The organism is Flavobacterium sp. SP2 (assembly GCF_057626655.1).
The window spans coordinates 40668-53820 of record NZ_JBVHBT010000007.1 but is presented as its reverse complement, the minus strand read 5'-3'; the positions used below and the strand labels follow the sequence as shown (position 1 = coordinate 53820).

Here is a 13153-nt window from a genome sequence, read left to right as displayed (position 1 = left end):
TTTTAATTTAAAAGAATTTTCCCTCGTAATATCCAGTTACTGGTATTTGCAGACTGCTTGAGAATGGAGATATTGATGCATTAACAAAAGTAATTTTAAAAAAATTATTTCCAATATCAGTAATTGTTACTGCACCTTGTTTAAAAATATAATTATCATTGGTGTTAATAAATGAACCAGTTGCCATTTCATTATTAGGTAAATTATTATTAATGAAATTATATGTGCCATTTATAGAAGCATTACTATTGGGATAGGTTATTTTTATTTCCATATCTCCATTTGTACTAAATGTTTGATCGTTTTTTATGAGTGTAAATGTCCTCCTGTTGGCTTGACCATTATTAACGCCAAGTTCTAAAAATGTAGACAACGTGGCAGGTGATATTGTAGGCTGAAAAGAAACCTGATTTATGTTGATGTTGGATATATTATTTGGATTAACAATTGGATCAGTATTACTACTTGCTTGATCGTTATCTTTAGAACAACTTGCGAGTAAAACAAATACAAAACTTATAATAGATAAATTTTTAATCATTATTTTAAGATTTATTAAGCTATAATTTTAGGTTCAAACTATTTCACATCAAATATAAGAAATCTAACGGTCCAAAATTGCACTTTGAATTACTTTCTGAATATCTTCACGAATATTTTCCTTAGACAATCTGTTGGCAGCATTTGAATCAGGGAATGTCCTGTTGGAAAGAAAAACATAAATAATTTCGGTTTCAGGATCTGCCCATGCCATCGTACCTGTAAAACCCGTATGGCCAAAACTTGACATTGAAACACAACCGCAAGTTGGACCAGCACCATTTATTTGAGGTTTGTCAAATCCTAAACCTCTTCTGTTTCCTTGAGCACAAAAATGACAGGTATTAAAAGTATCAAAAGTAGTATTGGTAATGTATTGAATGCCTCCATAATTTCCTCGATTGAGATACATCTGCATCATTTTAGCTACATCCATAGCATTGGAGAAAATACCGGCATGACCTGCAATTCCACCTTCCATTGCAGCTTCCATATCATGAACGTAACCTTGTACTAAACTATGACGAAAATAAGTATCTATTTCTGTTGGAGGAATAACCGACTTATCAAATTTTTGCAACGGATTGTATGTGGTATTGTTCATTCCTAGTGCTTTATAGAAATTCTCCTGACTCAAATCGCTAATCGATTTTCCATATAATTTTTCCAAATACTCTTTAAAAATTATAAATGTAAAATCGCTGTATCGGTATTCTTTTTTATCAATTAGTTTACTCTCTACAATCTGTTTCATGATCGTATCTTGATAATCGTTTTTAATGAAAAGACTATCCGAAACTTGTTTGGAAAAATCGGCCGTTGCAATTTTGCTATAATATTTATCGGATGGTTTTCCTAGGCTGTCCAACGTTTGCTTGTAAAACGGGATCCACGCTTGAAGCTGTGCATAGTGAGAAAGCAATTCTTTAAAATTAATATCTTGCTTGTTAGAGTTTTTGAAAACCGGAAGCATATCGCCCAACTTACTATCTAAAGACACTTGTTTTTTATCGTAAGCTAGCATCACATTTGGCAATGTCGAAACCATTTTAGTAATCGAAGCTATATCATAAATATCACTATTTTTAACCTTTTCTTTATTTTCATAGGTATGAAACCCATACGATTTTTGATAGATTACTTTACCTCTTCTTGCCACTAAAAGTTGAATGCCTGGCGTCATTTTTGCATCGATAGCTTTAGTAGCAATTCCGTCAATTTTTGACAAAATTTCTTTACTCATTCCTACATTTTCTGGTGCTGTGAAACCAAGTCGGTTGATAACATCGGTTTGCAAACCAAAGTTTACTGGAAATAATTCGTTTATTGTAACTGGTAATTTTCCTTGTGCAGAAAATCCTCCAAATAGCAATTCGGCAGAAACTTCTTGTGCGATGTCAGAATTCTGATACGACATAATTACCGCTTCGATTCCGTCAAAATTTACAACAGGAGAAAGCGAATAGGGCTTAGTAAAAGCGTCTAAAATAACCACATTATTGTCTGCAATTTTTTGCAACCAAACTAATTCTGTCTCAGTAAAATCATGCTTTTTCCAAGCTCTATCCGATTTATGAAAACCAACAATCACCGTATTAAAAGACTTTAATTTTACGTTCAACGAATCTATATTATCTGAAGCAACTTCAGTTACATCTGTATACTTTTTAAGAGTTGAAACAAAGGCTGAATTTACATCATCACCAAGTTTTACATAGGCAATTTTTTGATCTAATTTTTTAATCGGAAGAATGTTGTCTTGATTTTTTAATACTGTAATGGCATGTTCGTACAGTTGATATTGCAAAGCATCTTTGGATGATGCATTCAAATCTTGATCTAAATTTCGAGTTTCGATTGGTTTGAATTTATGCAATCCCGATTTGTATTTGTAATGTAAAATCTTTTTGACAGATAATGCTAATCGGTCTTCTGTAATAATAGAATCCTGATAGGCAGCGCATATTTTTTCATAAGCCAATGGCACGTTTTCTGGAAAAAGCAGAATATCATTTCCGGCTAAAAATGCCTGTAAATCAATATCTCCAGGACTCAAATATTTACTTGCCGCTTTCATATTTAGGGCATCTGTAAATATTAAGCCATCAAAACCAAGTTCTTTTTGAAGCAAATTAGTAACCACATTATATGAAACCGACGTAGGTACATTCTCTTTTTGTTCTAAACTAGGAACATTAAGATGCGCTACCATAACAGACACTAATCCTTCATCAAACATACGTTTGTACGGATAAAGTTCTACGTTTTCCAATCGATCTTTAGAAAAATTGACCAAGGGTAATGCATAATGCGAATCGGTTGCCGTATCGCCATGACCTGGAAAATGTTTTCCGGTCGAAAAAATACCTTGACTTTGCGCGCCGTTCATCAATGCAATGGCATGTTCGGTAACATTAGTTTTATCTTCACCAAAAGAACGATGACCAATAATTGGGTTTTTAGGATTGGTATTGATATCTAATACCGGAGCAAAATTGAACTGAACTCCTAACCTTTTAGATTCTTTGGCCATATTTTCGCCAACTTTTTTAATCAAATTCAAATCTCGAACCGCTCCAAGCGTCATATTCCATGGATACTTATAGGTAGAATCCAATCGCATACTCAAACCCCATTCGGCATCAATTCCAATAAACAAAGGTGTTTTGGATTTACCTTGAAATCGATTTGTTAGAACTGCTTGACGATTTGGTCCACCTTGAAAAAAAATTAATCCACCAACTTTACTTTCTTCAATAAGCTTATCCAATTCTTTAAAATGAGTTTCATCTTTGTTGGAATAGGCTGCAACCATAAATAATTGACCAATCCGTTCGTCAAAAGTTAGATTTTTATAAACGCTATCTACCCATTTGGTTTCAGCTTCAGTTTCTGGAAAGAAATTTTTGCGTTGATCTTTAGGTTGTGGCTCGTATTCAGGTTCAATTGTTGCTACAGCTACTATCGCACGATTGATGGTATTCGTGTTTTTTTTTGTACCGCAATTGGTTACTGAAAGTAAAATTATAAATAACGATGCTAATTGAAGGGTATTTTTCATTGTTGTATTTTTGACTTATTCTCAATTTGATTATAAGTAATGAAATTATATAGTAATCGAAAAGTTAGACTCTCATCTAACTTTTTAATAAAAACGAATTGGCAAGAAAATTATTTCAAATTTTAAGAAACTTTAAGATTAGAAAAAACGGCTGTGCCAACTCTCTGCTGCTGGAATTTCCCAACCATCTTTAAATTCTTCAATAGTATTGACTAAATTGTTAAAGACGATTGTATTTTCTGAAACTGATTTGTCCTTAGCTAATTTTTTAAATTCTAATAAAGTTTTGTAAGTAACAAATTCACCTTGCTTGAAGGCTACGTTCATTTTATCTAGTAAATCAACTTCATATTTTTGCTCTAATTGCTGAATAAATTCAACCGATTTATCAATAGAACAACCTGTTGCTTGTTGTACTTCTTGATTGACCGCAAGGATAATGAATCGATTGTATTTTATCTGATAAGAAGCTTCCAACGAAGTTCCGTGCGCTGCCCAATTAGTAATAAAATCGACCAAATCTTTTTCAATATCAGTCACTTCAGCTTCTGAAAATTTTCTGCTAGATTGATAAATCCAGATTCTAGACTCTTCTGGTAAATTTTCGAAAGGTATATACATAATAATATTAGATTTTAGATATTAGATACTTATATATCTAAAATGTCAAAAGAGTTATAAATCTTGCGCATTAGCAATAAGTTCGGCAATATCCATAACTTTTACATCAGCTTCTTTTTCTTTGTTTTTTACACCGTCAGTCATCATGGTATTACAAAAAGGACAACCTGCTGCGATGATGTCTGGTTTGGTTTCTAAAGCTTGTTCTGTTCTTAAAATATTTACTTCTTTGTTACCCGGTTCGGCATCTTTAAACATTTGCGCTCCACCAGCACCGCAACACAAACCGTTAGCTTTAGAACGCTTCATTTCTACCAATTCGGCATCTAATTTTTCGATTAATTCTCTTGGCGCTTCATAAATATTATTGGCTCTTCCAAGATAACACGGATCATGAAAAGTAATTTTTTTGCCTTTAAACTGTCCGCCTTCAATACTTAATCTGCCAGCGTCTAATAGTGATTTTAGGAACTCTGTATGATGAATGACTTCGTATTTTCCTCCTAATTCGGGATATTCATTTTTTAGTGTATTGAAACAATGTGGACAGGCAGTTACAATTTTTTTAGCTTCATAAGCATTTAGAACCTCAATGTTCATCATGGCTTGCATTTGAAAAGCAAATTCATTTCCTGCACGTTTTGCTGGATCACCAGTACAACTTTCCTCAGTTCCTAGAACTGCGAATTCTACATTGGCACGATTTAAAATTTTTACAAATGCTTTTGTAATCTTTTTGGCTCTATCATCAAAACTTCCTGCACATCCAACCCAAAATAATACTTCTGGTTGCTTGCCTTGCGCTAACATTTCGGCCATTGTTGGCACGTTCAATACTTCTGACATTTTTTTAATATTTATGTGGTTATTTGGTTATTTGTTTATTCGAATTACCAAATGAACAAATAATCAAAACACTTATTCATGTTGTCCATCGTCAAAAACCTCGATGGTTACTTCTTTTTCAATTAAATCGGTAAATTTTCCACGGTAGCGAGTAGCTTTAACCAAATGATTATCAATCCAATGATAGTTTCCTCCTCTTGGTTTTCCCATTACCATGCCGTGGTATTTGAAACCATGCTTTTTAAGCCATTGTTCGGTAACTTCTCTATGTGCTTCCGTTCTTGAGGTAAAAAAGAAAATTACATGACCTTCATCATACCATTTATTTAAGGTGACTAAAGCATCTGGATATAATTCTGCTGTAAGCATACGTTCTGGTTGCTCATTAGGAATATCGTCGCAAATAGTTCCGTCAATATCTATAAGATAATTCTTAATTCCGTTTGCTAAAATTGGACTGATTAATTCACCATTTTCAGTTAACGGTTGGAGGTTTTTTTCAATGTCTTCTGTGTTCATCTTTTCTTTTTTAAAAAATTATTAATTGTATGCATCAACATTTTTCTAACCTCACATTATAGAAAATTGTTTGTTATTCATTTTATTCGTTTTTCCAATTCAAACGATCTTGTTGATTGTATTGCCATGGCGCGCCATTATTTTCAATATTAGTCATCATCGCATTTAAAGACATTGGCGCCGCACTTTGCTCCATAACCAAAAATCTTCTCATGTCCATAATTATCGACAATGGGCTAATGTTTACTGGACATTCTTCTACACAAGCATTGCAAGAGGTACATGCCCAAAGCTCTTCGGCAGTGATGTAATTATTTAACAAGGATATATTATCTGGAATAAAAACACCTTTATTTTTATCAATATTTCTTCCTACTTCTTCCATCCTATCACGCGTATCCATCATGATTTTTCTAGGCGAAAGTTTTTTACCCGTTTGATTTGCTGGACAAGCATCGGTACATCTTCCACATTCGGTGCAAGTGTAAGCGTTTAACAATTGAACCCAATTTAAATCTTGAACATCAGAAGCTCCAAATTTACTTGGCACCGCGTTCTCATCTACTACTGGAGTCGCATACGGATCGGCATTTGGATCCATCATTAATTTTACTTCGTTGGTAACACTTTCTAAATTATCAAATTGACCTTTTGGATTTAAATCGGCAAAATAAGTATTTGGAAACGCTAGTAAAATATGTAAATGTTTTGAATAATAAAGGTAATTTAAGAACACTAAAATTCCAGAAATATGCAACCACCAGAATGTTCTTTCCAACATTACAACGGCGCTTTCTGACATTCCATTAAAGATAGGAGAAATAAAATGACTCACTGGAAAAGAACCGGCTTGCACGTAATGCGAAACTCCAGCTTGTTGCAACCAAAAATCGGAAGCATTCATTAGTAAAAATAAGGACATCAAAACTACTTCAAAATACAGAATGTAATTGGCGTCTGATTTTGGCCAACCTTTTAAATCTGAACTTATGAAACGTTTTAATTTGATAACATTACGACGTAACCAAAAAATCAAGACTGAAACTAATACTAATAACGCTAAGATTTCAAAACTTCCGATCAGTACATTATAAAAACTACCTAAAAATTCAAAAACTCTATGTGTACCAAATAATCCATCGATTATGATTTCTAAAACTTCGAGATTAATAACAATAAACCCTACGTATACTATTATGTGTAAAATTCCCATCACAGGTTTTTTTACCATTTTAGATTGTCCAAGTGCAATCAAAGCCATATTGTTCCATCGAGCTGATGGATTATCGGTTCGATTAACTTCTCTTCCTAATTTGATATTACGGATTAATTTTTTAACATTAACAGTAAAATAACCTACTCCTAGTAGTAGAATAATTGCGAAAAATATATTGTCTAAATAGCTCATCTCTTTAGAGTTATTAAATTGAAAAAAACATTATTTTTTAATAGTATCGGATGCTTTTGGACCAGTATAAGGTTTGTTTTTCTTACCAAATAATGATATATTAACATATCGTGTTGGATACAATCGAACATCTTGTAATAACAATTCTAACTCTTTCGAGGTTTTAGAAAAATTATTGTACAACGTTTCATCTTTAATAAGTTTGCCCATAGTACCTTTTCCCGATTCTAAACTAGCCATCATTTTATCAACGTTAACAATTGTTTTTTCTAATGCTTTTACGGTTTGACCAATATTTGCTTGTGCCAAAGAATCTGATAATTTTGAAAAATTACCCGAAGCCTTTTCCACATTAGTCATGGTATTGGAAATTTTTGAGTTATTTGCAGCTAGCAAAGAGTTTACTTGAGTTGAGGCAATTTTAAACTGAGCAATGGTTTCATTTAAATTAGCCAAACTTGCTTGTAAATTTTCTCTAGTCTTGGCATCAAAAATTTGATTCACACTTAGCATTACAACATTTGCGTTGTCTAATAATTTTTCAAGTTTTTGCTTCAAAGGATCGATTTGACCCACAATTCCGTCTAACATTCCAGGTTTTACAGATGAAACTAAAAATTCTTCAGACTCAGTTGGAACACTATTTTTGGTATTCACTATGATAGCAATTTGCTTTCCTCCAATTGGGCTTGGCGAATAAATTTCGGCAATACTACCTTTGGTTATTGGAAAATCGTTTTTTATTTGCAATTCTACTAAAAGTTTTCCATCAGGTTTCAAATCAATTGCTTTAACTTTTCCGATTGTTAAACCGTTTAAAGTAACTGGCGATGACGGAATTAATCCTTCAACATTATCGTATTGAACATATAATTTTTTATAGCTTGAAAGCAAATCGCTTCCTTGTAAAAATCGGTAACCCCAAATAAATAATAGGATTGATGCAATAACTAATACTGCTGTTTTAATTTCTCTTGTTAATTTCAAAATAGTAATTTTTTACAAAATTAGATAAAATAATTGGGTTATTGACTAATTGCTTCTTTGACACTGATACTTTTTCCATCTTTAAAAGCAATTATAAAAGCTGTTGTATAACCTTTACCTTTAGCATCGGTCAATAGTTTTTTTGCTTCATCATAATTAGATGTATTGCCGTAAAGATATTTATAAATAGAACCGCTTTTAGAAACAGATACGTTTTTTAATCCTTTAAAGTTGCTTGAAACAGTCTCTACTTTTTTAGCACTTGCCGAAAGTTGTACTTTAAAAACTACACCACTAGTATTTTCAACTGTTTTAGTTTCAATTTTATCTTTTACCGAATCTATTTTATTGGAACTAACCGCTTTTGTTGGAACATCTTCAACACGATCGGATGGCTTTTCAGAAGGTGCTTCGTAACTTCCGCCATCAAAATTTTCTTTTTTATAACTAATTATTGCATCGGCAATAGCTTTGGCAATTTCGTTCTGTCCTTCCTCCGAATCCAAATAAGCGCCTTCTTTCGGATTAGAAATAAAACCCGTTTCAATTAAAACTCTTGGCATGTAAGCCTTGTGTAAAACCATATATGGTGCTTGTTTTACACCACCACCACGACTTTTCTTACCTAAATCTTTTACAAATCGATCTTGAACTTTTCCAGCTAAAACAATGCTGTTTTCTATAAACTCTTCTTGCATGATGGTCATTCCCAACATCGATTCGGGCTTGTTCGGATTAAAACCTTCGTATTTATTTTTGTAATCTTTTTCTAAAGTAATTACCGAGTTTTCTTTTTTGGCTGCTTCTAAGTTGGAGGCGTTTTTGGACATACCCATTACATAAGTTTCGGTTCCATCGGCAACTGTATTTTTATTGGCATTGCAATGAATGGATACAAAAATATGCGAATCGGCTCTGTTGGCAATATTGGCACGCTCGACCAAACCTATAAAAACATCGGTTTTTCTTGTATAAATTACCTCAATACCTGGATTTTTATCTAATAACTTTCCTACTTTTAGAACAATAGCTAAGGCAATTTTTTTCTCAATATGTCCGTTATACACTGCTCCAAAATCATGATCACCATGTCCGGCATCTAGTGTAACTTTAAATTTTCCAGACTGCGAGTAGCTATCAAAACCAATAAAAAAAAGTAGTAGTGACAGAATGAATATAACTTTATGTAGGGTTGAAATTTTCAAAATATATTTTTTACAAATTTAAGTATAAATGTTTAAAAACTTAATTTTAATCTGTTTGTATTCCATTTTTATAAGCAACAATAAAGGCTGACGAAAATCCTTTACTTAAAGCTTCAGCTTTTAATAGCAAAGCCTCCTCGTAATTGTTTGTTTCGCCATAATAATATTTATACAAATTAGTATTGTAAACCGATGAAATAGAGGTCAATCCTTCAAAATTACTAGGTACCAAATCGATATTTTTACTACTGGCTAATAACTGAATTTTATAAACTTTTTCATTGTAATCCACTGCAGATTTTGTTGCTGTTTCGCTTTGTATTTGAGTTTGTGGTTGCATCTCAGTATCCAACTGTCCTAGATATTCGTTTTTGTAGTGAATTATGGCATCGGCAATTTGTTTCGCCATACTGTTTTGTCCTTCCTCTGAATTTAAAAATTCACCTTCTTCTTTATTGGATAAAAAACCCAATTCAATAAGCACACTTGGCATGTATGCAGCATCAAGAACCCAAAGTGGCTGTTGCTTTACGCCTCGAGTTTTTCTACTTAACTTAGTGGTAAAATTATCTTGAATTTTAGTTGCTAAATTGATACTGTTATTCAAATTATCTTCTTGAACTATAGTCAAACCTAACAACGACTCAGGATTTTTGGGGTCAAAACCTTTATAAGTTTGTTTGTAATTGTCTTCCAGATAAATTACGGCGTTTTCACTTTTGGCAACTTCCAAATTCATATCGGCACGCGATAAACCCATTACAAAAGTTTCGGTACCTGCTGGACCAAAATTTTTAACCGAATTACAATGAATTGAAACAAACAAATTGGCATTGGCTTTATTTGCAATTTTAGGACGATTAACCAATTCTATAAATTCGTCGGTGACTCTGGTATAAATAATTTTAAAATCCCGATCTTTAGCAAGATACTCACCAACTTTTAAAGTGGTTTTCAATGCAATGTCTTTTTCTACAAAGCCGTGATAGGAATTTCCAGGATCTTTTCCACCATGACCTGCATCCAAAATAATTGTGAACTTTTCGCTCTGAGAAAAGACACTATTTACGATACAAAAAGTTAAAAATAAGAGTATTAGTGCCGATTTATATGTAAATTTCATTTGTAACGTTAATTTTAATTAAAACTGCTAGTTTATAATTTTATTATTTGTCTATTTTTGACGAAAAATAATCTGTAAGTTTGGCTGTTCAAAAACTAAGCCACATTTTTACAAAAATAGTATTAAAACCGTTGCGTACAAACTTATTTTATATCGTTTTATTATCAATTTTTCTAACAGTAGGAAACCTCAGTTTGTTTGCACAAGAAACACGTGCAAAAAACAAAAATTTATCTGTTAAAAAACCTGCCATTGAACCTGCAAAAGAGAAAACTCAAGTAATTAACAATGAAGGGATTATTGTTACAGAAGAGGAAAAAGTAACTGTAGTAAAAGCAAATGATTCATCTAAGAAGAAAAAATCAATATTAGAAGGAAAAGTAAAATATAAGGCAAAAGAATATGCTCGTTTCGATCAGAAAAAGCAAACCTTAACGCTGTATGACGAAGCCGAATTATTTTATCAAGATTATGAATTAAAATCGGGTATTATTGTAATGGATTACACTAAAGACGAAGTGTATGCAGGACGTTTGAAAGATTCTACCGGAAAATACATTCAATATCCTAAATTCAAACAAGGTCAAAATGTAATTGAACCAGATTCTATTCGATTCAATTTTAGAACTAAAAAAGCGCTGGTTTGGAATTCAAGAACCGAACAAGGTGATATTCGAGTAAAAGCCGACATTACTAAAAAAGAAAACGATTCGGTTTATTTCATGAAAGATGCACGATTTACTACATCTAAAAATATAGACGATCCAGAATATTACTTTATTACCACAAAAGCCAAATTTGTTCCTGGAAAAAAAATTGTTGTTGGTCCTACTAATATGGTAATTGGAGGAGTACCAACACCAATATTTTTACCGTTTGCTTTTTTTCCAATGACTGATACAAGTCGCTCGGGAGTTATTATTCCAAGTTACGGACAAAGTAACCAACGTGGTTATTCGTTGCAAAACGGTGGTTATTATTTTGCTTTAAGCGATAACTATGATTTAGCCATATTGGGAGATTATTATACCAATGGTAGTTATGGAATGCGTTTCGAATCAAGCTATGCAAAAAAATATAAATTTACAGGAAATGTAAATGTCCGATTTGAAAATCTTATCAACAGTGAACGTGGATTTCCGGATTATGCTAAGACAAGCATTTATAATATCCAATGGTCACACAGTAAAGACTCTAAATCCAATCCGAACTCTAGATTTTCAGCTTCGGTGAATTTAGGTAGTAGCCGTTATTTTACACAATCTATAAATCAAGTAAACATTGGTTCTACCCTAAACAATACTTTAAGTTCTTCAATTTCTTATTCTAAAACTTTTAATACGGTTCCGCAGGTTAATATGTCGTTAACTGCAACGCATTCGCAGAATACACAGACGCAGCAAATCAATATGACTTTACCAACGCTTCAGGCAAGTGTGGACCGAATATTTCCATTCGCATCAAAAAATGGCGTGAAAAAAGGTTTTATTAAGAACATTAATTTTCAATATAATTTGCGTGGTGAAAACCGAATTGTAACTACAGATTCTTTATTTTTTAAATCTGAAATGTTTAAAAATGCTGAAACAGGTTTTCAACACAGCATTCCGCTGAGTACCAATTTTAAAATTTTTAAATTTTTCAGTGCCACAACATCTGCTAACTATAACGAAGTTTGGGCTTTTAAAACAATCAGAAAATCATTTGATCCTACAACGAATAAAGTAATAGATACTAAAGTCAATGGCTTTGATGCTTTTAGAACGTATACTTTTTCTAATAGCATTGGAACCACGGTTTACGGTACGTTCAATTTTGGAGAAAATAAAAAAATTCAGGCAATTAGACACGTGATGCGTCCATCTATCTCACACAGTTATGCACCAAGTTTCGAAAGATATTACGATACTTATGCAGCTGATGGAAGTGGAAGAATGATAAGAGACTACACCAGATTTGAAGGAAACGCTTTTGGAGCACCAGGAAAAAATTATTCCAATAATTTAGGATTTAGCATTAGTAACACGTTTGAAGCTAAAGTAAAAGATCGAGATTCTACGAAAACGGAACCTAAAAAAATAATGCTTTTAAACAATTTAAATTTTTCAACTGGATACGATATGGCTGCAGACTCTTTGCGTTGGTCGCCAGTACGAGTAAGTGGTGGAACACAATTGTTTAAACAAAAAATGAACATCAATTTTGCAGCAACCCTTGATCCGTATGCATTGGACAATAATGGTAGAAGAGTTGATACGTTCAACATAGACAATGGAGGAAGTTTGTTTAGAATGACAAGTACTAACATGACTCTAAATTATTCTTTTGCAAGTTCTGATAATGATAAAACTAAGAAAAATAAGCAAAGTGTAAGAAATGGTGGTCGCGAAGACGACTTATTTGGAACCAATACCGATTTAAGTGATCGACGAGAAAGTCAGTTTGAAGAAGATGAAAAAGATGATGGACTCGAAGAACCCATAGAATTTTATAATACTAAGCTTCCTTGGGATATGAACCTCGCCTATTCGTTGACCTACAGTAATAACAGTAGAGAAAATAAAATAATTGGAAATTCCTTAATGATATCTGCCAATACCGATTTAACTCCTAAATGGAAGATTGGTGCCTCAACAGGTTACGACTTTGTTCAAAAAGGTGTTACGTTTACCCAACTGCGTTTTGAGCGCGATTTATTAAGCTGGAGAATGGATTTCAATTGGGTACCATTTGGAACCAACGCTTATTGGGGATTTTTTATTGGTATCAAAGCAGGAATTCTTAGCGATATCAAGTACGATAAACAAAACCAACCTGATAGAACGTTACGTTAAACTAAATAA

The 13153-nt window shown here is 32.8% G+C and carries 10 protein-coding genes; 1 reads left to right on the top strand and 9 read right to left on the bottom strand.

Features of this window, described 5'->3' with window-relative positions; translation table 11 throughout:
- Positions 1-7 precede the first annotated feature (7 nt).
- From ACZ098_RS14020 to ACZ098_RS13980, 9 genes are all read right to left on the bottom strand, one after another.
- Positions 8-541: a hypothetical protein gene (locus ACZ098_RS14020; protein WP_487312388.1), complete on the bottom strand. Its 534-nt coding sequence runs from the start codon at positions 539-541 to the stop codon at positions 8-10.
- A gap of 63 nt (positions 542-604) precedes the next feature.
- Positions 605-3601, bottom strand: coding sequence for a serine hydrolase domain-containing protein (locus tag ACZ098_RS14015; RefSeq protein ID WP_487312387.1), 2997 nt, complete (start codon positions 3599-3601; stop codon positions 605-607).
- A 138-nt stretch (positions 3602-3739) separates the two neighbouring features.
- The gene (locus tag ACZ098_RS14010) at positions 3740-4222 is read right to left on the bottom strand and encodes an ABC transporter ATPase (RefSeq protein WP_487312386.1); all 483 of its coding nucleotides are present in this window, start codon (positions 4220-4222) and stop codon (positions 3740-3742) included.
- 54 nt (positions 4223-4276) lie between these two features.
- Positions 4277-5068: a (Fe-S)-binding protein gene (locus ACZ098_RS14005; protein ID WP_487312385.1), complete on the bottom strand. Its 792-nt coding sequence runs from the start codon at positions 5066-5068 to the stop codon at positions 4277-4279.
- A 72-nt stretch (positions 5069-5140) separates the two neighbouring features.
- The gene (locus ACZ098_RS14000; protein ID WP_487312384.1) at positions 5141-5587 is read right to left on the bottom strand and encodes an LNS2 domain-containing protein; all 447 of its coding nucleotides are present in this window, start codon (positions 5585-5587) and stop codon (positions 5141-5143) included.
- An 82-nt stretch (positions 5588-5669) separates the two neighbouring features.
- On the bottom strand, positions 5670-6995 hold the full coding sequence (locus tag ACZ098_RS13995) for a 4Fe-4S dicluster domain-containing protein (protein WP_487312383.1): 1326 nt from the start codon (positions 6993-6995) through the stop codon (positions 5670-5672).
- Between the two features lie 30 nt (positions 6996-7025).
- The gene (locus ACZ098_RS13990; RefSeq protein ID WP_487312382.1) at positions 7026-7982 is read right to left on the bottom strand and encodes an MlaD family protein; all 957 of its coding nucleotides are present in this window, start codon (positions 7980-7982) and stop codon (positions 7026-7028) included.
- Positions 7983-8020: 38 nt separating this feature from the next.
- Positions 8021-9181, bottom strand: a complete 1161-nt coding sequence (locus ACZ098_RS13985) for an N-acetylmuramoyl-L-alanine amidase family protein (RefSeq protein WP_487312495.1) — start codon at positions 9179-9181, stop codon at positions 8021-8023.
- 52 nt (positions 9182-9233) lie between these two features.
- A complete protein-coding gene (locus ACZ098_RS13980) occupies positions 9234-10310 on the bottom strand; it encodes an N-acetylmuramoyl-L-alanine amidase family protein (RefSeq protein ID WP_487312381.1) in 1077 nt (358 codons plus the stop codon).
- 80 nt (positions 10311-10390) lie between these two features.
- Between ACZ098_RS13980 and ACZ098_RS13975 the strand changes: the two genes are divergently transcribed.
- Positions 10391-13144, top strand: coding sequence for a putative LPS assembly protein LptD (locus ACZ098_RS13975; RefSeq protein ID WP_487312380.1), 2754 nt, complete (start codon positions 10391-10393; stop codon positions 13142-13144).
- Positions 13145-13153 lie beyond the last annotated feature (9 nt).

Bases quoted from the DNA above. Each gene is read 5' to 3' on its own strand.
- ACZ098_RS14010 (WP_487312386.1), bottom strand. From the start codon at position 4,222: ATGTATATACCTTTCGAAAATTTACCAGAAGAGTCTAGAATCTGGATT.
- ACZ098_RS14000 (WP_487312384.1), bottom strand. From the start codon at position 5,587: ATGAACACAGAAGACATTGAAAAAAACCTCCAACCGTTAACTGAAAAT.
- ACZ098_RS14020 (WP_487312388.1), bottom strand. From the start codon at position 541: ATGATTAAAAATTTATCTATTATAAGTTTTGTATTTGTTTTACTCGCA.
- ACZ098_RS14005 (WP_487312385.1), bottom strand. From the start codon at position 5,068: ATGTCAGAAGTATTGAACGTGCCAACAATGGCCGAAATGTTAGCGCAA.
- ACZ098_RS14015 (WP_487312387.1), bottom strand. From the start codon at position 3,601: ATGAAAAATACCCTTCAATTAGCATCGTTATTTATAATTTTACTTTCA.
- ACZ098_RS13980 (WP_487312381.1), bottom strand. From the start codon at position 10,310: ATGAAATTTACATATAAATCGGCACTAATACTCTTATTTTTAACTTTT.
- ACZ098_RS13995 (WP_487312383.1), bottom strand. From the start codon at position 6,995: ATGAGCTATTTAGACAATATATTTTTCGCAATTATTCTACTACTAGGA.